This window comes from Streptomyces sp. RP5T (assembly GCF_003933965.1).
Lineage (GTDB): Bacteria > Actinomycetota > Actinomycetes > Streptomycetales > Streptomycetaceae > Streptomyces.
The window spans coordinates 1-20022 of the sequence record NZ_RSAJ01000107.1; the positions used below are offsets into that span (position 1 = coordinate 1).

The 20022-nt window shown below is 69.0% G+C and carries 20 protein-coding genes; 8 read left to right on the plus strand and 12 right to left on the minus strand.

Features of this window, described 5'->3' with window-relative positions; genetic code table 11:
• Nucleotides 1-672, plus strand: a 672-nt coding sequence (locus EHS43_RS14170) for an ATP-binding protein (protein WP_148104043.1), incomplete at its 5' end; no start/stop codon positions are given.
• Between the two features lie 170 nt (nt 673-842).
• On the opposite strand, the gene EHS43_RS14175 is transcribed toward EHS43_RS14170, so the two are convergent.
• Both EHS43_RS14175 and EHS43_RS14180 read right to left on the minus strand, forming a co-directional pair.
• Nucleotides 843-2027, minus strand: coding sequence for a type III polyketide synthase (locus EHS43_RS14175; RefSeq protein ID WP_125191131.1), 1185 nt, complete (start codon nt 2025-2027; stop codon nt 843-845).
• 815 nt (nt 2028-2842) lie between these two features.
• On the minus strand, nt 2843-3442 hold the full coding sequence (locus EHS43_RS14180) for a TetR/AcrR family transcriptional regulator (RefSeq protein WP_125191132.1): 600 nt from the start codon (nt 3440-3442) through the stop codon (nt 2843-2845).
• Between the two features lie 132 nt (nt 3443-3574).
• On the opposite strand from EHS43_RS14180, the gene EHS43_RS14185 reads away from it, so the two are divergent.
• The 3 genes from EHS43_RS14185 to EHS43_RS14195 all read left to right on the plus strand — a co-directional run bounded on the left by EHS43_RS14185 (nt 3575) and on the right by EHS43_RS14195 (nt 6298).
• Entirely contained in the window at nt 3575-4228 is a 654-nt protein-coding gene (locus EHS43_RS14185) for a hypothetical protein (RefSeq protein WP_125191133.1), read from the plus strand.
• 113 nt (nt 4229-4341) lie between these two features.
• Nucleotides 4342-5958, plus strand: a complete 1617-nt coding sequence (locus EHS43_RS14190; protein ID WP_125191134.1) for an alpha/beta hydrolase — start codon at nt 4342-4344, stop codon at nt 5956-5958.
• A gap of 169 nt (nt 5959-6127) precedes the next feature.
• Nucleotides 6128-6298, plus strand: a complete 171-nt coding sequence (locus EHS43_RS14195; protein WP_037706792.1) for a hypothetical protein — start codon at nt 6128-6130, stop codon at nt 6296-6298.
• A 362-nt stretch (nt 6299-6660) separates the two neighbouring features.
• On the opposite strand, the gene EHS43_RS48765 is transcribed toward EHS43_RS14195, so the two are convergent.
• On the minus strand, nt 6661-6930 hold the full coding sequence (locus EHS43_RS48765; protein WP_312023420.1) for a hypothetical protein: 270 nt from the start codon (nt 6928-6930) through the stop codon (nt 6661-6663).
• Between the two features lie 357 nt (nt 6931-7287).
• Between EHS43_RS48765 and EHS43_RS14205 the strand changes: the two genes are divergently transcribed.
• Complete coding sequence (locus EHS43_RS14205; RefSeq protein ID WP_125191136.1) at nt 7288-7683, plus strand: GNAT family N-acetyltransferase; 396 nt, start codon at nt 7288-7290, stop codon at nt 7681-7683.
• 164 nt (nt 7684-7847) lie between these two features.
• On the opposite strand, the gene EHS43_RS14210 is transcribed toward EHS43_RS14205, so the two are convergent.
• From EHS43_RS14210 to EHS43_RS14220, 3 genes are all read right to left on the minus strand, one after another.
• On the minus strand, nt 7848-8498 hold the full coding sequence (locus EHS43_RS14210) for a dihydrofolate reductase family protein (protein WP_125191137.1): 651 nt from the start codon (nt 8496-8498) through the stop codon (nt 7848-7850).
• Nucleotides 8499-8688: 190 nt separating this feature from the next.
• On the minus strand, nt 8689-9060 hold the full coding sequence (locus EHS43_RS14215) for a spore-associated protein (RefSeq protein WP_260470524.1): 372 nt from the start codon (nt 9058-9060) through the stop codon (nt 8689-8691).
• 238 nt (nt 9061-9298) lie between these two features.
• On the minus strand, nt 9299-9985 hold the full coding sequence (locus tag EHS43_RS14220; RefSeq protein ID WP_125191138.1) for an alpha/beta fold hydrolase: 687 nt from the start codon (nt 9983-9985) through the stop codon (nt 9299-9301).
• Nucleotides 9986-10154: 169 nt separating this feature from the next.
• On the opposite strand from EHS43_RS14220, the gene EHS43_RS14225 reads away from it, so the two are divergent.
• Nucleotides 10155-11126, plus strand: coding sequence for a YafY family protein (locus tag EHS43_RS14225; RefSeq protein WP_125191139.1), 972 nt, complete (start codon nt 10155-10157; stop codon nt 11124-11126).
• 136 nt (nt 11127-11262) lie between these two features.
• Here the strand turns inward: EHS43_RS14225 and ykgO are convergent, their stop codons facing one another.
• From ykgO to rpmG, 3 genes are read right to left on the minus strand one after another with little or no spacing between them, the layout of a single operon-like run.
• Nucleotides 11263-11385, minus strand: coding sequence for a type B 50S ribosomal protein L36 (gene ykgO / locus EHS43_RS14230; RefSeq protein ID WP_125191140.1), 123 nt, complete (start codon nt 11383-11385; stop codon nt 11263-11265).
• Nucleotides 11386-11433: 48 nt separating this feature from the next.
• Nucleotides 11434-11694 (minus strand): type B 50S ribosomal protein L31, encoded by a 261-nt coding sequence (locus EHS43_RS14235; protein ID WP_125191141.1) that lies wholly within the window; start codon nt 11692-11694, stop codon nt 11434-11436.
• A gap of 47 nt (nt 11695-11741) precedes the next feature.
• Nucleotides 11742-11906 (minus strand): 50S ribosomal protein L33, encoded by a 165-nt coding sequence (gene rpmG, locus EHS43_RS14240; protein WP_031055715.1) that lies wholly within the window; start codon nt 11904-11906, stop codon nt 11742-11744.
• Between the two features lie 289 nt (nt 11907-12195).
• Here rpmG and EHS43_RS14245 point away from each other — a divergent pair, with 289 nt between their 5' ends.
• Complete coding sequence (locus EHS43_RS14245; RefSeq protein ID WP_125191142.1) at nt 12196-13128, plus strand: aldo/keto reductase family oxidoreductase; 933 nt, start codon at nt 12196-12198, stop codon at nt 13126-13128.
• A gap of 68 nt (nt 13129-13196) precedes the next feature.
• On the opposite strand, the gene EHS43_RS14250 is transcribed toward EHS43_RS14245, so the two are convergent.
• Nucleotides 13197-14633 carry an endo-1,4-beta-xylanase gene (locus EHS43_RS14250; protein WP_125191143.1) on the minus strand — a complete coding sequence of 479 codons (1437 nt, stop codon included), beginning with the start codon at nt 14631-14633 and terminating at the stop codon, nt 13197-13199.
• Between the two features lie 547 nt (nt 14634-15180).
• Between EHS43_RS14250 and EHS43_RS14255 the strand changes: the two genes are divergently transcribed.
• Complete coding sequence (locus tag EHS43_RS14255) at nt 15181-16647, plus strand: non-reducing end alpha-L-arabinofuranosidase family hydrolase (protein WP_125191144.1); 1467 nt, start codon at nt 15181-15183, stop codon at nt 16645-16647.
• 145 nt (nt 16648-16792) lie between these two features.
• On the opposite strand, the gene EHS43_RS14260 is transcribed toward EHS43_RS14255, so the two are convergent.
• On the minus strand, nt 16793-18913 hold the full coding sequence (locus EHS43_RS14260; protein WP_125191145.1) for a glycoside hydrolase family 36 protein: 2121 nt from the start codon (nt 18911-18913) through the stop codon (nt 16793-16795).
• A 177-nt stretch (nt 18914-19090) separates the two neighbouring features.
• Nucleotides 19091-19969: an amidohydrolase gene (locus EHS43_RS14265; protein WP_125191146.1), complete on the minus strand. Its 879-nt coding sequence runs from the start codon at nt 19967-19969 to the stop codon at nt 19091-19093.
• Nucleotides 19970-20022: the final 53 nt, after the last annotated feature.

Here is a 20022-nt window from a genome sequence, read left to right on the forward strand (position 1 = left end):
CGGGTCGCGATACATCCCCATCCCGGGCTGGGCGCCGAGTTCGCGCTGCGGGAGCCGTACGACGTGCACGCGTTCTGCGCGCCCCCGGGCTCACTGCTCGCCCTCTACACCGACGGCCTGGTGGAGGATCCCGCCCTGTCGATCGACGAGGGCATCGACAGGCTGACGGAGGCCGTGTCCTCGGTGCACCCCTGGGACGCCCTGGACCAGGCCGCGCGGCGCGTGGTCTCGGCGGTGGCGCCGACACGTCGGCGCGACGACGTGACCCTGCTGATCGCCCGCATGATCGGTTACCGCAAGGGGGACACCGCGACGTGGCGCCTTCCCGCCCGCGGCGACGCGGCCGCCCGGGCCCGCACACTGGTCTCCGAGCTGTTGAGGCAGTGGGGCACCAGAGAGCACACCAGGGACAGCGTGCTGCTGGTGGTCGACGAACTGGTCACCAACGCGGTCCGCTTCGCCGACGGCCCCATCACGGTACGGCTGATCAGGACCGGTCACGGGCTGCTGTGCGAGGTGGGCGACACCGGCAACGGCAGGCCGCGGCTGGGCCCGGGCGGGCTCCTCGACGACGCCGGCCGTGGCCTGCACGTGGTGCACGGGCTCACCAGCCGGTGGGGGGTGCGGTGGACGGACACCGGCAAGGTGGTGTGGGCCTCGGTCGAGCGGTGACGGGGTGTCGGCCGGGCGGTGACGAGGCGTCAGCGGACTGGTGAGGCTTCGGCCGGGTGGTGGTGCGACTCCGGCCGAGTACCGGTGAGGCATCGGCCGGTACCGTCGGGCGGCGGTACCGGCGTCACGAGGGGCGCGAGTCCGCGCCCGTCACAAGGGCGCGAGTCGCGCTACAGCCACTCCCCTTCCAGGGCGGTGGCCGTGAGGCCCGGGGCTGCCGCGTACAGAACGGTACGGCTGCCCGGCTTCTGCCCGGCGTCGTACGCCCTCCGCATGATGTCGAACACGGCGGCGCCTCCGCGATTGCCGCTGGTGTAGCTGTCCCGGCTGTAGCGCAGGAGCCCTGACGGCCACCCGTCGGGCATCGTCTGCTCCATGTACTCCAGTACACGCGTCCCGCCGGGGTGGGCGAGCAGAAGGTCGGGGTGCCAGGAGCCGGGGTCGTCCTGGTAGCGGAGGCGCAGCCACTCCCACATCGCGGTGACCGTCTCCTGCACAGCGCGCGGTCCTCGACGGTCCATCACGAAGTGGGTGCCGTCCTCCCGTGTCTCCAGCCGGTGCAGGTCCTGGGTGCCGGGCAGAGTGTGGTGCCAGGCGGTGTCCAGCCGCAGCGTCGACTCGGCCCGCGGGCGGCCCGTGACCACCACGGCGACCGCGGTGTCCGCGAACAGCAACCGGACGATCAGGGACTCCAGGGTGTCGTCCGCGGGTTGGTAGGTCGTGCTCAGTGCCTCCGCGATCACGACCAGGACCACCCGGTCGGGGTCCGCGGCCACGAGATCCGCCGCCAGCGCGAGGGAGCGGGTGCCGGCTATGCACGCCCACTGCGTGGCCGGCAACAGCAGCACGTCGCGCCGGAGCGGAAGTCTGTTGGCGAGGGAGACGTCCAGCCCCGGCAGCGCCGGGGTGGTGGAGTGACTGGCGATCAGACAGTCGACGTCCGCGGCGTCCACTCCGGCGCTCTGCAGGGCACCTCGCGCAGCACGCTCGCCGTAGGACTGCACTGCCGACCAAGCCGGCGCGGTGCGCTCCTGGACGGTCTGCGGCGCGGGTATCGACTCAAGGGCGGCGATCACACGATCCACGTCCTGCTCGCTGAACCCGTCACCGGCCAGCGCCTCCCGGGCCGGCCCGATACCGGCGGCCGGCAGGCCGCTTCCGCTGCCGGGTGCGACGGCGGCCTCCAACGGCAGCATCCAGCCACGGGTTTCGATGCCCGTACTGGCCGCGATGCCGTCGATCCGCGGCGCCCACGCCGCGTTCGGGTGCCGACCGCGCACTTCGTCCACGATCTGGCTGGTCCGCACGGCGTGCGTGCCGTGTATGACGGCAGGCGGGCACAGGTAAGCGGCCATGGTTGGCGCCTTTCTACAGGGAACGAGATGAAATGTCACGGGCGCTGTGTCATAGACCACTAGGGAACGATTCACCCAAGTCCAGGACAGTGCGCTCCGGTTCGGGACTGCGTGTCCGTTTCGAGCATGAATGCCACAGGGGCGTTTGCGCTGTGATGTGGGCAACTTGGGAGGTTCTGCGATGCGTGACACGGCGCACACTGCCGCAGAAGGGGCCGGCGCGGTGCCGCGCCTGGCCGACATGCCGCCGGTGGACCTCGCCATCGCCGCCACCGCGGCTCACCACGGGCTGGCTGTCCTCCACGACGAGGAGCCGATGGTGCCGATCCACAGCCTCCCACACCCGCGGGCGCAGTGTCCCGGGTCGCGAAAGGCGGTTCTACGAGTTCGGCGAGCGCATGGTGCCGCTGGTACGGAACGCGAGGAGCGGGACAGGAAGTACGTCCAACTCATGGGCCGGGAAGGGGTTTCGACAGCGGTCACGGCTCCGGCCATTCCTGCACGAGCCCATCCGCGCGAGCACTTCCACGATCTGCTGACCGACGACGATCACCGGCACGGGACCTCGGCCAGAACTGCGCCGCCCGGCCCTGCTTCTGCCAGGCGGGCGGCCCCGAGGGCGTGACCGCCGGCGAAGTCCGGTGCGGCGAAGCGGGGTTCGTGTGGCGATCGGGGAACCGAACGCGTGCACCTCGCCCCGTCAGCCGCATCCCGTCCAACGCATCGCGCAGGGCGGCAACTTGACTCAGCCCGGCTTCGACCGCGACCCACACAAACAGCGGAGCCCCGTCGACATCGCCTACCAGGCCAAGGCGTCAGCGATCACCCTCGTCCCGCTTGACGGAGAGGACGTAATCGACGGCGGCGTTGAGGGTCTCGGTCTCGGCGATGAGGACGGATTCACTGGTGGGCAGGGCGCGTTCGACCGAGAGTCCGTTGAGGACGGTGAGAAGGAACCTGACGTTGCGCGTGTGATCTCCCGGGGGGAGTACGCCTTCCTCGGCGAGCACGGTCAGCCAGTGTTCGACCCGGCGCTCCGCCTCTCTTTCATGGCCGAGGTATGCGGCGCGCACTTCTTCGGTCGGCTCGGGTTCGATGAAGGCCCGATACGTCGTGCCCCACGCGGTTCGCGCGTCCTCGCTGGTGGCGAGCGGCGCGAGAACCTGCCGGAGGCAGTTCAGCAGCCGTTCGCGGGGCGGCAGCGTCCGGTCCCGGATCGGGTCGCCGGGCAGCAGGTGCTCGTAGATCCGCGCGAGCAAGCTGTCCTGCAGGGCGCGCTGGGTGGGGAAGTGGAACCTCAGCGAGCCGGTGCTCACTCCCGCACGCGCGGCGACCGCTCGCACGCTCAGCTTCGCCGCGATGTCCTCGGCGATCATCTCCGCAGCGGCCTGGAGGATCTTCTCGCGTGTGTCCATGCCCCGCTCTCCTTCGCTTCTCCCAGCACCCCTCACTCTACTAGCACGCCGTACTAGTACAGCGTGCTAGTGTCTCCCACTAACACGCTGTACTAGTGAGGTGCGGCTGATGCACGAAGGAGGGGGCGAAGCATGACCTGGAGGCAGTGGGCGGCATCAAGGCGCCTCAAGCCGGGAGACGGCAGGGAACTGCAACGGTTCCGCTGGTGGCAGCTCCCTCTGCGCTCCCTGTTCTGGCTACGGCTTCCCGGTACCGGCGGCCACGGAGACGTTCGCGTACACGCCGTCGACGTACGGCACTGGGCGCGGCTGGACAACAGCAGGATCCGGGCGCACCTGTTCCTGGACGGCAGGCACGTGGCCGAGTCGAAACTGCCCGCGATCTTCCCTGTCGACGGGGGTGTCATCGAGGTGGCGATGAGCAACTGGGGCATCAGGCGCTGCCACTACCGCCCCTTGGACGGACAGCCGCGTCAGCTCACGCCCGACCCTGCCTCAGCGGAGGGGCGACGGGCGCGCTTCGGTGCCCGCCATCCGGGGCTGAGCCGGGCGATCGGCACCGGATCGGTGTTGCTGCTCGTCATCGGCGTGGGCCTCAACCTGTTGCAGCTCGCTGAACCCGTCTCTCAGATTCCTCCCGTCGCGGTGCGGGTCGGAACGTTCGAATCGCCGCTTCACCTGCCGATCTGGCTGAACCTCGCCCTGGGGGGCGGGGCCGTGCTGGCGAGCATGGAGCGCGCCCTCCGCCTGCGGCACTCCCCCCTCCTCGACACGGCCGGTCACTGACCCCTCGAAGCGAGGAATCCACGACCACGCCGGCCCTCTTCGGGCGGCACCTCGCGCGACCAGCACGTCCCGGCTGCGCGGAATGACACGAGTACGGCGAAAGGAAGATCAGCATGATCCAGTTGAGGCCGAAGTCCGCAGCCCGGTACGGGGCGGCGTTGGCCGCAGCCGTCCTCATGGTTCTGGCCGGGTGTTCGTCCGGCGCCTCGGGGGCGCGCGGCACGTCCGCAGGGGGCTCGTCGGCCTCCGCGCCGTCCCCGGACCTGCTCACTTGGAGCACGTGCGGGCAGGACCTTGACTGCGCCACCATCAAGGTGCCGCAGGAATACACCGATCCTGACGGCGTACAGATCCCTCTCGCGCTGATGCGCCACCGGGCCACTGATCCCGACCGCCGCATCGGCAGCCTGATCTTCAACCCGGGCGGGCCAGGGGTTCCCGCCATCGAAACCCTGCGAAATCTGCCGAAATCAGCCGGCACACCAGGCGCCTTCTCGCCCGCGATACTCGCCAGGTTCGACGTCATCGCGATGGACCCGCGCGGCGTCGGCGAATCGCAGGCTGTCCGCTGCCTCACCGACAAACAACGAGCCGACGCCGCCGGTACCGCCTTCAACCCTGCCATCCCCGGGGGCAAACCCCTGCCGCGGCTGCTGACCGATGCTGCCGCGTTCACCGAAGGCTGCGTCAAGCAGCAGAGCAAGGAGTTCCTGGCCAGCCTGTCCACCGACAACGTTGCCCGCGACATCGACCAGGTGCGCGCCGCGCTCGGCGAGGACAGGATCACGTATTACGGCTTGTCCTACGGCACGGTGGTCGGCCCGATGTACGCCACCCTGTTCCCCCACCGCGTCCGCCAGATCGTGCTCGACGCGCCGGTCGACACCAACCTGTGGTTCGGCAACTCCCTGACCTTTCTCCACGACGTCGCCGTGGCAAGCGAACGGACGCTCAACGCCTGGTTCGAGACCTGCCGTTCCGAGGGGGCCGCGGTGTGTCCGTTCGGAGCAGGAGACCCCCAGGCGGCGTTCGACACCCTGATCGACACGCTGGAAGCGAAGCCGCTGAAGATCGCACCCGCCAAGACCGGCGCGCCGGGCGGCGCACTCGACGGCTCCATGACCCTTGAGGCCGCCCGAGCCCTGGCCGGCGACCAGCACATCTGGCCCTTGCTGACGTCGGCGCTGCTGGCCGCACAGGACGGCAACGGCGCACCCCTGTACACCCTGTGGAGCAGCGTCACAGTGTCTCCCTTCCCCGTCCCCACCGCGATGTTCGAAGCCCACACCGCGGTGCGCTGCGCCGACTGGCAGACCCCGGCCGCCATCGCCGCGCACAAGGCCGCAGCCGCCAAGGCCGTTCACGAGGCCAAGCGGATCGGGACCCGGGCCGCCTACTCCGCCCTGAACTGCGCCCGGTGGCCCGCGCCGAACAAGGACCGCGTCACCAAGCCGCTCACGGGCGCCGGTGCGCCGCCGGTACTGGTGGTCGCAGGCCGCCTGGACCCCGTAACCCCGCACCACTGGGCCGAGAACATGACCCGAACCCTGGACTCCGCGGTACTGCTCACCCGAGAAGGAGTCGGCCACGGCTCCTACGGCACCAACTCGTGCGTCAACAAGGCAGTTGACGCCGCCCTCATCCATGGCACCCACCCCGCCGACGGCACCGTATGCAAGACGGACACACCCGCCACGACTCGCCCCCTCGTCGCCGCGCCGACCCGGTGAACCGAGGGCGCGGGACGTCTGCGCCCGGCCGCAGACCAACCGGCTGGCACAGGTGCGAAGGGTGTGGAGAAACTAAGTCCAGTGCCCGTGAGAAGCGTGGAGAAACCAGGGAAATCGACCGTGTGTTCTTGCATTTGCCGGGCACGAGAAGCGACGGAGGTTGATAACTATGGTTCCCCTGCTTGTGGTTCTTCTGCTGGCCCTGCTTCTCTTCGGCGCGGGTTTCGCACTCAAGGCACTGTGGTGGCTCGCGGTCATCGTGCTGGTCGTCTGGCTGCTGGGCTTCGTCATGCGCTCCGCTGACGCGGGCGGCCGCAAGGGCCGCTGGTATCGCTGGTAAACCGCTAAGCATCAACATGCCTGTGGCTCCGGATACGTCCGGAGCCACAGGCATGTCCCGGATCAATGCCTCTCACAGGGCGAGCCGCACGAGTCCGCTCGCCCCCTGCCGCGCACCGCCGGTAGCCTGGCGCGGCGGCCCCGTTCGGAACGCACATCAAGCTACCCCGATGGCGACGCTCGGACCGGGTGGGTGGAACCCGCCGGATCGGCAGACCCTTCGCGACTGCCGACGCGTAGTGCCGCGGAAGGGACATCCATGCGACCCACGCGGACAGCCGGCCCTGCGTCGAGGACGCACGGGTAGCCCTTCTGGGAAGGTCGGCCAAAGAGCGCAAGGTGCAAGCAGGCCCTCGTGGACCGTCAGAGACTGCCCGGGACGGCAGCTTCCGCCGCTTCCGCCGCCGTCCGACGCAGCGAGCGGACCGTGATCCAGCGGTTCTTCCCGTCGGCCAGGTGTGCCACGGCATGGCCCACCCATTCGGGTTCGCCGAGGAGATGCAGCTTCCCCTCGTCGATGAGGTGCCGCAGCAGATACTCCAGCCGGAGGACGTCCACGACCCTGTACGGGCGCGCGTGCTGGTCGAAAGACAGTTGGTGGTTCTCGTACGGATGGCGCAGCGTCATGTGCATCCAGCCACCGTGGCGCCCGGCGACCGTGCCTCTGACTGTGTACCTGCCCCTGCTGTTGGGGTTCCAGAAGTGCTTGCCCCAAGTGATCCAGATGCCCGTCATGATCCTGGACCAAGGGACCAGCCGTCCCTCGGAATCCGGCTCGTGCTGGTAGAGGCCGTCCGGGCGCAATTCCACCCAGCGCGTACCCGGTCGGGTGGCATCCCCGACGACCCAACGCCCGTCGAACAGTTCCAAGGGCCCCAGGAATGCACCGTCCCTCACCATCCAGCCATTGAATCACCTGACTTCGAACTGATGCGCTGTTTCTGACGATGCTCGCCGCGCGTGCGCTGACAGGGACCTTACGATCCAGGAGTGACGATCAAGTACGAGTGGCGGGGCGACTTCGACAACGCAGCCCTCAACACACTGCACGCCGACGGCTTCGGCCACGCGGTCGCCGGGACTGACTGGCGAGAACGACTTGAGCGTCACAGTCTCGGCTGGGTCTGCGCCTGGGACGACGGCGCGCTGATCGGGTTCGTCAACGTGCTCTGGGACGGCGGAGTTCACGCCTTCATCCTGGACACGGTGGTCGCCCAGCGCTTCCAGAGAAGCGGTGTCGGCGCCGAGCTGATCGCCGTCGCACTGAACGAAGCTCGTGCCGCGAAGTGCGAATGGCTCCATGTCGACTTCGAGCAGCACCTGCGTGCCTTCTACTTCGATGCCTGCGGCTTCAAGGAGACGACGGCCGGCCTGATAGCCCTGTAGCACCACGGGCCAAGCTCCCAGAGTCGCCCAGAGTGGCTTCAGCCACCACATCATGCCGTTCCGTGGGGTGGCCCGCCGCCCGTGTGAGCGGCGGGCCACCGGGGTGGAGCCCGCAGGTGTCCGCTTTGCCGGCCTTTACAGCCGGCTCCGAGTGAGTCCCCGCGTCACCTGCGCCAGAACAGGTGATGCGTCACGCCGCTCGGGCTGGGCACGACCTCCAGGTGGAATCGGTCGAGCAGCTCGTCGGGCGACTCCCAGAGCCGTAGTCCGGTCCCGAGTTCCACCGGTGAGACCGCCACGTGCAGGGTGTCGACGAGGTCGGCGTCGAGGAACTGCCGGATGGTGGTGACTCCGCCGCCGAGTCGGACGTCCTTGCCCTGTGCCGCTTCGCGCGCTTGGTCGAGGACCGTGGCCGGGTCGCCGTCGACGAAGTGGAAGGTGGTGTCGGACAGCGTGAACGACGGACGCGTGTGGTGGGTCATGACGAACACCGGTGTGCGGAAGGGGGGTTCCTCCCCCCACCAGCCGCGCCAGTCATGGTCCTGCCAGGGCCCGCGCTGGGGCCCGAACTTGTTGCGGCCCATGATCTCGGCACCGATGTTGCGTGCGAAGTCTCGCGTGAAGTAGTCGTCGAGGCCCTGGCTCCCCCCGGGGTCGGTGCGCATGGGCCAGCTCGCCGTGGCACCGGCCCAGGCGAACAGCCTCTCAGCGCGGTCAAGACCGAACGGATTTTCGAGACTCTGGTGCTCACCGGCACCGGCTCCGACACCGTCGCGCGAGACGTTGAAGTTCATGACTCTCAGCAGTTGATCCATGCGGTTCCTCGTCAGGTCGTCGCGTCACCGTGCGGCGAGGTGCCGCACATCATGACGTCGAACGAGACTTGGCCTGATCGACAGCTCCGCACAACTTTTTCGTGGCAACCGAGTGCGTTCGGAGTTTTCGCCTGTCGAAGCCGGAAGGGCGGCCGGGTACGGCGAGCACCTGGTGCGGGTCCCTGTCCGTTCAGCCGTTGAGCGGTGCGCAGTGCACGTTGTTCGCTCCGCCGCTCTGGCCGGAGATGCGTCCCCAGTAACTCACGCAGTGGCCGGGGTGGCCGATGTACACCGGGCCGGCGTAGGTCGTGTAGGAACCGTCATCGAACTCGGGGTCGACGTCCTGGGCGTCGGTGACCGCTGCCAGCATCGACACGGCGGTGCCGGGACGGGCCCGCACAGTGACCACGCAGTCCTGTCCGGTCGAGGGGCTGTACGTCAGGTACACCGTGCCCGCCGTACCGACCGGCGCCGAGTCGACAACCGAGTAACCCGCCCCGCAGACACCGTTGTACTTCGCCGGAGGTGTCACCGCACCCGCTTGCGGCGCGACGGCCCCCATGGCGCCGACCAAGGCCGCCGCGACCGTTGTGACCGCTGCGGCACGCTGCGGCACGCTGCGGCACGCTGAATGATGTTCATGTGGATCCCCCGTTTCGTCGACTGCTCCAACAGCTTGTCGACTTCGCAGGGTTCGACCGAGGTCACCGGAGCGGCGTTGTAGGCCACGGGCACTGGTTACGGAACGCGGACACGGAGTGAACGGGTCCGTGGCGGGACGGTGTGGACGGGGTCGGGGTTCAGGCGTCGGCAGCTGCTGCGGCCAGCAGCCCGGCGAGTTCGACCGGCTTGGTGATCATCGGCCAGTGGCCCGAGTCGATGTCGGCGAACTCCACGTGCTTGGCGCCGGTGACCTCGGGCACGTCACCGGCGTCGATCCACTCCCGGGCCTGGGCAGGAGTGAACTCGGGACACACGAGCAGCATCGGGACGTCGAACCTGCGCTCGTCCCGGAGTCGTACCGTGCCCTTGGCCACCTGCTCCGGCACGGGGATCGCCGCCGAGGCGATGCGGCTGCGCGTCTCCTCGTCGAGGTCGGCGCAGTCCGGCCCCTCGAAGGGACCCCAGCCGGGAAAGGGCATCACGCCGTCCTTCGTCTCGAAGAAGTCGGCGTACGGCTGCCCGTCGCCGGTCGGAAAGCCTCCGACGAGGGCCACCTTGGCCACCCGCTCCGGCCGGGCGTCGGCGGCGAGCCAGGCCAGGGTGCACGCGGCGGAGTGCCCGACCACCATGGGCCTCTCCGGCGCCGCGTCCACTGCGGCGAGCACCGCCGCCACCTGGTCCTGCAACGTGGCGGACTCCGCCCCGTCGCCCTGTCCGGGCAGGGTGAGCGCGACCGGGCGGTGGCCGAGTTTTTCGAGCGCGGGCACGACGTCGTCCCAGGCGGATCCGTCGAGCCACAGGCCGGCGATGAGCAGGATGTCCATGGATCAGTTCTCTTTCCCGTGAGGCGCGTGGAGACCGTGAAGAGCGGCGAGAGCTTGATGCGCGTGAAGACCGTCGAGACCGTGAAGTGCGTGAGACGGTGCCCTCACGCTACGACGGGTTCCGGACAATCCACTTCCGGTACATCTCGGCACCGCCTAATCTGCTCGGGTGCCGACCGAGCTCAGCCCCACCGCACGCGCCCTGCGCACCCTGGAGATCCTTCAGTCCCGTAGCGCCGGAGTGACGGCGGACGAGCTGGCCGCCGGCCTGGGAGTCACGGAACGGGCCGCGCGCCGCTACATCGGGATCCTGCGCGAGGCGGGCATCCCCGTGCACTCCACCCGGGGCCCTTACGGCGGCTACCGGCTCGGGCGCGGGGCGCGGCTGCCGCCGGTCCTGTTCACACAGTCGGAGGCGCTGGGCCTGGTCATGGCGGTTCTCGACGGTCAGCCGGCGGCTGCCGACCTTGATGCCGACGACCTCGTGGCCACCGCACTGGGCAAGGTCATCCGGGCACTGCCCGAGAGCGTCGGGCGGGAAGCCGCAGCCCTGCGCGAGCACGCGTCGGCGGCGCCCGACCGCCACACGTCCCGTCCGGATCCCGCCCTGACGAGCACGCTCGTCGCGGCGAGCGCGGTGCGACAGCGCGTGCTGCTCTCGTACCGCAGTGAGTCCGGCAGCGAGTGGGAGGCCGAGGTGGATCCGTGGGCGGTAGTCGTCCGCTACGGCCGCTGGTACCTCCTGTGCCACTCCCATCGCGCGGACGCGATCCGTACTTACCGGATCGACCGCGTCCGCGCGGTCCGCGAGAGCGCTCACGGCTTCGAGATGCCTGAGGGCCTCGACCCCGTGGCGGTGCTGGAGGAGAACCTGGGCCGGGGGTGGGCCTTTGCCACACGGGTCGTGTTCGACGCCCCGATGGACCAGGTGCTGCCGTCGATCCGTCCGCCCATGGGGCGGCTCGAACCCTCCGGAGAGGGGTGCGTGCTCGTCGGCAGCACGAGGAACCCGACGATGTACGCGCAGGAGTGGCTGGCCCAGCTGCCGCACGCGTTCCGTGTCGAGGGCGGCCCTGAGCTGCGCGCGGCGATGAGAGCGCTCGCCACGCGTTTCAGCGCCGCCGTGACGGATGAGCCTTGAGGACGCACGTCAGCCGCTCGGAAGACAGCCACTCGGGCACCGGCCCCGGCGCCGACCACCTGTATGTCCGGCATATCCGGCCGAGGCCCGGCACCGCCAGTGCGGTGCCGGGCCTCTGATGTGCCGCGCCGGGGTGTCAGCCCTGGCGGGCCTTGAAGCGCGGGTCCTTCTTGTTGATCACAAAGGTCACGCCACGCCTGCGCACCACCTGGGCGCCGGGTCTGGCCTTCAGCGAGCGGAGGGAATTGCGTACCTTCATCACGGCCTCCTTTGACGGGCCCTGCATGGATTGAGTCGGCTCAGGCCGTCAGGGACGGACGGGAGCGGTACGGCCGTAGCGCCGCTCGAAGCGCTCCACGCGGCCGGCGGTGTCCACGACCCGCGACGTGCCGGTGTAGAACGGGTGACTCGCGGACGAGATGTCCACGTCGACGACCGGGTACGTCTTGCCGTCCTCCCACACCACGGTGTGCTGTGCATCGAGGGTGGAGCGGGTGAGCAGCTGGAATCCCGCCGCTCGGTCGCGGAAGACGACGGGGCGGGAGACGGGATGAATGTTGGTCCTCATAGGGGGTGCCTCCTTTGCGGAACCTCGGTCGATGACCGGGGCGGGTGTCATCGTTCCTCGCGGAACAGAACGTGCTTGTCGGCCACCGGGTCGTACTTGCGCACGACCAGCCGGTCGGGATGGGCCAGTCGGTTCTTCCGCGTCACGTAGGTGACGCCGGTACCGGCCGTCGACCTGAGCGTGACCACGGGCCGCGTGGTGCTGCGTGCCATGAGGACTCCTTCCACCACCACCGAGTACTTTGACTCGGTCATGTCATGCAGTGGTGGTAACAAGGCCCATCGCCGCGTCATTCCCGAGGGCCCCCCGCCATTCACATCCCGCAGTTCTCAATACCAGAACCAGCAACTGTTGGATTTCTGGATTGCCGATTTCTAGAGTGAGGACGCGACGTCGCACGTCATGGCGGTCGGCACCGCACGCGCCGGCCTCGCGCGGATCGACGTAGCCCGCGAAGTGCTCCTTCCGTCTGAAATGCTCATGTAACAGCGAAAGAGACACATGAAGACCTTCACTCTGCCCGGCACCGACATGGTGGTCCCCAACGTCGTCCTCGGACTGATGCGTATCGAGAGCATGACCGACGACGCGGTGCGCACGCTCGTGAACACCGCGCGCGACAGCGGCATCACGTTCCTCGACCACGCCGACGTCTACGGCTCGGACGACCACGGTTGCGAGCGTCGGTTCGCGGAGGCCATGAAACTCAGCTCGTCGGAGCGTGAGCAGTTCGTCATCCAGACGAAGGCCGGCATCGTCAAGGACGGGCCGTACTTCGACTTCTCCCACGAGCACATCGTCGAGTCCGTGAACGGATCGCTCCAGGCGCTGAACACGGACTATCTCGACATTCTGCTGCTGCACCGGCCCGACGCCCTCGTCGAGCCGGAGGAGGTGGCCCGCGCCTTCGACGAGCTGTCGGCGGCAGGCAAGGTACGTGCCTTCGGCGTCTCCAACCAGACCCCCCGACAGCTCGACCTGCTGCGCAAGTACGTGACGCAGCCCATCGTGGCGAACCAGCTCCAGCTGTCGATCACCCACGCCCCGATGATCGCGCAGGGTGTCGCCGCGAACATGCAGGGCCTCGACCAGTCGGTCGTGCGTGACGACGGAATCGTCGACTACTGCCGCCTGCACGACATCACCATCCAGGCGTGGTCGCCCTTCCAGGCCGGGTTCTTCGACGGCCCCTTCCTCAGATCCGACCGCTTCCCCGAGCTGAACGCGGTGATCGACCGGCTGAGCGGCAAGTACGGTGTCCCCGCCGAGGCCATCGCGGTCGCCTGGATCACGCGTCATCCCGCGCAGATGCAGGTCGTGCTCGGCACCACCACGCCCGAACGCGTCACGGCCGCCGCGCTCGGCTCCGACATCCCGCTCACCCGCTCCGAGTGGTACGAGCTGTTCCGCGCCGCCGGGTACACGGTGCCGTAGCCTCCGTCCCCCTTACCCCGCACACGTTCTGGCGGCCACGTCACCGTGGCCGCCAGTCGCAGGGCTCGTCAGGTGCGGGTCCAGTGCTGGTTGCCGCCGTTCGAGCAGGAGTAGAGCTGGATCAGGGTGCCGTTGGCGGTTCCGGCTCCGACAGCGTCGAGGCAGAGGCCGGACTGGACGCCGACGATGGATCCGTCGGAGTTGAGGCGCCACTTCTGGTTGTCGCCGCCCCAGCAGCTGTAGATCTGCACCTTGGTGCCGTTGCCCGTGCCGGCCGCGTCCAGGCACTTGTTGCCGTAGACCCTGAGTTCACCGGCGTCGGTGACGGTCCACTGCTGGTTGGTCGCGCTGTTGCAGTCCCACAGCTGGACCTGGGTGCCGTCGGTGGTGCTGGAGTTGGGCACGTCCAGGCAGCGACCCGAGCCGACGCCCTTGATCAGTCCGCCTCCCGTGGGGGGAGGTGTGGTGGTCGAGCCGCCGTTGAGCGCGTTGAGGACCGCGGTGTAGGCGGGCTTCTTGCTGCCGTCGTTGTTGAACAGCAGCGGCGTGTCACCGGAGCGCCAGGAGTCGCTGTCCCGCACGCCCCAGACGGTGATGCCGAGGCAGCGCGAGACGGCCAGGCAGTCATTGGTCACGGCGGCGTAGGTCGACGACGAGGCGCCCTGGATGTCGAGCTCGGTGATGGCCACGTCGACGCCGAGAGCGGCGAAACTCTGCAGCGTGGTGCGGAAGTTGCTGTTGTACGGGCTGCCGCTGTTGAAGTGCGACTGGAACCCGACGCAGTCGATCGGAACGCCGCGCTGCTTGAAGTCCCGGACCATGTTGTACACGCCCTGGGTCTTGGCCCAGGTCCAGTTCTCGATGTTGTAGTCGTTGTAGCAGAGCTTGGCGGCCGGGTCGGCGGCGCGCGCGGTGCGGAAGGCGACCTCGATCCAGTCGTTGCCGGTGCGTTGCAGGTTGGAGTCCCGCCGACCACCCGAACTGCCGTCGGCGAACGCCTCGTTCACGACGTCCCACTGGGCGATCTTGCCCTTGTAGTGGCCCATCACGCCGTTGATGTGGTCGATCATCGCCTGGCGCAGGGTGCTGCCGCTGAGGCTCTGCATCCAGCCAGGCTGCTGAGAGTGCCAGGCCAGGGTGTGTCCGCGGACCCGTTTGCCGTTCTGCACGGCCCAGTTGTAGACGCGGTCACCGGCGGTGAAGTTGAACTGGCCCCGCTGCGGCTCGGTGGCGTCGATCTTCATCTCGTTCTCGGCCGTCACCATGTTGAACTCACGTGCGGCGATGGATGTGTAGGCCGAGTCACCCAGCCTGCCCGAGGCGATGGCGGTACCGAAATAGCGCCCGCTCTGCGCCGCCGCGGCGCCGAGCGTGCTCTCGGCGGCCGTCGCGGTGGTCGGTGTGGCCACCGCGACGGCCGTGCTGAGGGCGCCGGTCAGCAGCACCATCAGCGCACTGCGGACCTTGCGGCGGACAAAGGATCTGGGAAGGGCATTCACGCCCATGGCAGTGCCTCCAACATAGAGATCGCGGACTGACCGGAGTGCGGTGAGAAGCGTCGGTCACTTCCTTCGGCGGACGGGCTGAGGCAGGCCGGAACCCGGGCAGCACCGAATCGCCGGAGGCCGCGGCCGTGCCGCCGGGGCGATCACGAGCCGCGTGTACGGCACCTGGCCGGCCGTCGTCACACGGCGTCGCGTACGAGCGAAATGGGGGGTGGCGCAGGTGCTGGGGTGCGGGGACTTGCCGACCCTCGGGAGGGATGATTGATGCGTTGACGGTGGATCGTCAATAGATTGGGCAAAGAAAGTTTCCCTCGTGACTACGAAACATTCGAAGGGCCGACTCCCAGCCCAACCACACGGCACACCTCACGCGAGCGACTGATTGCAGACAGAACAGTGACAGCTCTTGACCAAGGGGCTGCTGATTCCTAGCTTGTGCGGTCGAAGGTTTCATGCATGCGTCGAAAGTTTCGACGACTCCACCGTCCCCGCACGGCGGCTCCGCGGTTCGCCGGCGCCACTCGCCCCGCCCCCAGGAGGCACTCAGATGTGGTTACGCCACCCCTCCACGGTCCCCATCAAACGCCTGCTCGCCGTCCTCTCCCCACTGCTGCTGGTGGCCGCCTTCCTCGGCGCTCAGCCCGCCAGCGCGGCGACCGTCGACACGAACGCCTCGTATGTCCTGGTCAACCGCAACAGCGGCAAAGCCCTGGACGTCTACAACATGGCGACCAACGACGGTGCCCGGATCGCCCAGTGGGCCAGGAACGATCAGAGCCAGCAGCAGTGGCAGTTCGTCGACTCCGGAGGTGGTTACTACCGCCTCAAGTCCCGCCACTCCGGCAAGGTGCTCGACCTGTACAACTGGTCCACCGCGAACGGCGGCTCCATCGTCCAGTGGACCGACACCAACGCCGCCAACCAGCAGTGGCGACTGGCCGACAGCGCCGACGGCTACGTGAGGCTCATCTCGCGCCACAGCAACAAAGCCCTTGAGGTACAAGGCGCTTCCACCGCCGACAACGCGAACATCGTCCAGTACGACGACTGGGGCGGCACCAACCAGCAATGGCAGCTCGTCAAGGTCGGGGCAGAAACCCCCGGCGCGTGCGACCTTCCGTCGAGCTACCGCTGGACGTCGACGGGCGCACTGGCGCAGCCCAAGTCCGGGTGGGTCTCGCTCAAGGACTTCACCGTCGTCCCGTACAACGGCAAACAACTCGTGTACGCGACCACCCACGACACGGGGACGCGGTGGGGTTCGATGAACTTCAGCCCGTTCACCAACTGGTCGGACATGGCCTCGGCGAGCCAGAACACGATGTCGTCCGCCACCGTCGCGCCCACGCTCCTCTACTTCGCCCCGAAGAACATCTGGGTGCTCGCCTACCAGTGGGGCGGGACCGCCTTCTCCTACCGGACGTCGAGCGACCCGACCAACCCCAACGGCTGGTCGTCCCCTCAGGTGCTCTTCTCCGGCAGCATCTCCGGCTCCGGCACCGGCCCCATCGACCAGACGCTCATCGGTGACGGGACGAACATGTACCTGTTCTTCGCCGGTGACAACGGCAAGATCTACCGGGCGAGCATGCCGATCGGGAACTTCCCGGGCAGCTTCGGCTCCAGCTCCACCGTGGTCATGAGCGATTCGACGAACAACCTGTTCGAGGCACCGCAGGTCTACAAGCTGCAGGGCCAGAACCGCTACCTCATGATCGTCGAGGCGATCGGCTCGCAGGGCCGCTACTTCCGCTCGTTCACGGCCACCAGCCTCAACGGGTCGTGGACCCCGCAGGCCGCGACCGAGAGCAACCCCTTCGCCGGCAAGGCCAACAGCGGCGCCGGCTGGACCAACGACATCAGCCACGGCGAGCTGATCCGCACCAGCCCCGACCAGACCATGACCGTCGACCCCTGCAACCTGCAGTTGCTCTACCAGGGACGCAGCCCCAACTCCGGCGGCGACTACGGTCTGCTCCCCTACCGCCCGGGTCTGCTGACGCTGCAGCGCTGACAGCACGGGAGGTTCGCCTCTCGTAGGGAACCGGCGTGGGCGGGCCCGGCGGAAGACCGGGCCCGCCTGTCGGTACGACCCCGGGGCGGCCGGTGCCTCCCTGGGCCGGAAAGTGCGCGGGCGGGGCTCCCCCAAGTCCCGTACCTCACCGCCGGGGTGCGCCGGGCAACCGGAGCAGAACAGCGGTGTCGGGGCAGGGCAGAGAGACGGTGAGGATCCCCGCGGGCGCGTCCCACCGCACCTCGGCACCGGAAGGGCCGGAGTGGAGCACCTCCGGGACGAGGGGAACACCACGCAGGCGGGGCAAGCAGAGCGTGCTGCTTTCGCTGCCGGGGCCCCTGCGCCACACCGTCACGAGCGTGCTCCCGCGGCCGTGGAGTCCGTGGGCGATCCAGGCGTCGTCCCAGCTCGGCAGCCCGAGCGGCCAGAAGGGGTGCGCCTGGGCGATCTCCGTCCGGATCTCCTTGTACACGCCGATGGCCGAGCGTACGAGGGCCTGCTGCTCGTCGCTCATGCGGTCGAGGAAGCCGGAGAGGTGAACCCGGCCCAGAAGGGCGGAGGTGAGGGTGAAGGCGATCTCGTCGAGGGTCTGGTCAGGTTGCGGGTAGGCCCAGACGGCCGCCTGCTCAGGTGCCACCGCGGTGGCGGCCGCCGCGGCGATCGGCGGGTAGCGCAGCGGATCCTGCTGGTCACTGGTGGACTGCAGCTGTGCCACGGCCAGTTGCGCGTAGTCCATGCGCAGGCCGCCCGACCCGCAGTTCTCCAGGACGAGGTGGGGGTACCGGTCGAGGAGCGAGGCCATCCAGTCGAGGTGCGCGCGATGGTGCCCGAGCAGCCCGGCGCCCGCGCTCTCGGGACCGTTCTCGGTGCCGGGGCCGATGTTGATGTTGTAGTCGAGCTTCAGGTAGCCGACCCCCCATTCGCCGACGAGCCGGTCGACGACCTGGTCGAGGTGGGCACGGGCGGCGGGGTGGCGCAGGTCCAGGTGGTGCCGTCCGTGTTCGGTGACCCGCAGACCGCCGCGCCGGAAGAACGCCTCGGGCGGCAGGGTGCCGGCCAGAGGGCTGCGCACACCGACGACCTCGGGTTCCAGCCAGAGCCCGGGGGTCATGCCGTGGTGCCGGATGGCGTCCAGGACTTCCTTGATGCCACCGGGGAAGCGGTTGGGGGCGGCCTCCCAGGCGCCGACCGCGTCCCACCAGCCTTGGGAGTCGTCGTCGTACCAGCCCGCGTCGATGACGAAGACCTCGGCGCCGGCCGCCCCGGCGGATTCCACCAGCGGCAGGAGCTTGTCGGTGGTGGGGTCGCCCATCAGGGTGTTCATGTAGTCGTTGTAGATCACCGGGAGAGCCGTGTGGTCCGGGTGGTCGCGGCGCATGCCGCGGCGGTAGTCGGTGAGGACACCGAAAGCGGCATCCAGGCCGCCGGTCCCGGTCCGGACGAGTACGGCGGGGACGGTGGCGAACTCCTCGCAGGGGGCGAGCGTGTGGTGCCACTGGTGGTGGGCGTCGTCGGGACCGAACAGGGCGACGTAGGCCGCGCCCTCGCGTTCGCCGGTTTCGTAGCGCCAGCCCGCGCTGGACTCGATCTGCCACAGCCAGGCACGCCCGCCGTGGCCGGTGAGGGCGGCGACCGGCAGATGGCGGCCGGTCGACCAGCTTCCCTGCGAGTACCGCTCGAAGCAGCCGCGGCCCTCGTGCCCGTGGGCGGCTCTGCTCAGCGGGACGACCTGGTCGCGGTAAGGCGCCTTGTGCCAGCGGCATTCGGCGAGCCAGTCGTTGTCGGCCCAGTGGACGGTGAGGCCGTCGAGAGAGCCGTCGGCGTCGGCGATGCCGCCGAGGGCCAGCGTGCTCACGCTCTCCAGCCGGATCGGCGTGGCGCCCTCGTTCACCAGCCGCACCCGCGCCCGCAGGAAACCGGCGCCAGGAACCGCGTTGGCGGCGCCCGCCTCCAGAATGACGTCGGCGACGAGACCGGTCAGGGAATCCGCGAGCCGGATCGTCGTTCGCTCCCGGTCGCCGTCCTGGACCGTCTCGTGCGCCCGGTACGCCATACGATCGCCGATGGACGTCTCGATGAAGCGTTCACCCGACCACATACGCCCGTGACCGGTGGCGGTCACCTCCACCAGCGGAACCAGACAGGCCCAGTCCTGGTCCGGTCCGCCGAGTCGCACGGATCCGGTGGCGTCCACGAGCGCCTGCAGTCCGAGCTCCGGACGGGACCAGATGCGGGACCACTCCCCCGTGACGACGGCTGTGGACAAGGCGGTTCCCCTTTGGTCAGCGGGTGCGAGTGTCGCCGCGTCGTCGACAGGAGCGAGGGTGGATCCCTGAGTGCGGTCTCTTGGACGGCCATGTTGTGACCGCTCACAATGCTCGCACCGTGGTCACCGGTCAGACAAGCTCCGCCAGTTCTGACGCCGCGGCACGGGTGCGGACCGTCAGCTGTGCGGGGCCAGGCGGTAGAAGGCGGTCGCGGTACCGGCGAGGAGCGCCTGGATCTCGTGGTCGGCACAGTCGGTGAGCAGTTCGTCCACGGTGGCGGCCCAGCGGTTCCAGCCGCCGGCGAGGTTGGCGACCGGCCAGTCCGAGCCGAACATCAGCCGGTCGGGGCCGAAGGCGTCGAACAGGGTGTCCCGGACCGGGCGGATGTCGGCGGTGGTCCAGCTGTCGTGGTCGGCCTCGGTGATCAGTCCGGACAGTTTGCAGAGCACCTGCTCGTGCGCGGCCAGCCGTCGCACCTGACGCCGCCAGTCCTCCAGCGCGCCCCCGGCGATGTCCGGCTTGCCCGCGTGGTTGAGCACCTGGGGCAGGTCGGGGAAGCGTCCGGCGAGATCGAGGGCCTGGTCGAGCTGGTGGCTGCGGACGAGCACGTCGTAGGAGAGGCCGCGGTCCCTGGCCGCCGCCAACCCACGCTCGACATCGTGACGTTGGAGCCAGCCCGGCTCCGTCTCGCCCTGCACGAGATGGCGCAGCGAGCGCAGATACGTGCCGCCCGGTCCGGCGAGCAGTCGGTCCAGCACGTCGCCAATCGCCGGTGAGGTCAGGTCCGCCCAGCCGACCACCGCCTCGATCAGCGGCTCCTGTTCCGCGAGGGCGAGCAGGTCCTGCGTCTCGGGCACCTCGGGCATGCACTGCACGACCACCGTGCCGTGCAGGTGCCTGCCCGCGATCGGGGTGGTCGCCGTGGAGCGCAGGTCGCCGGGGGTGAAGGTCCGGTTGATGGACACGAGGCCGGGATCGTCGAGCCAGGGCTGGGGGCGCCGGTCGAGGTCCCACAGGTGGTGGTGGGCGTCGATGAGGACGGGGGTGCGGGTCATGGCGGGTCCAAGTCGGCTCGGTCCGGCGGGATGTCAGTCGGTGGGGCGGGCGC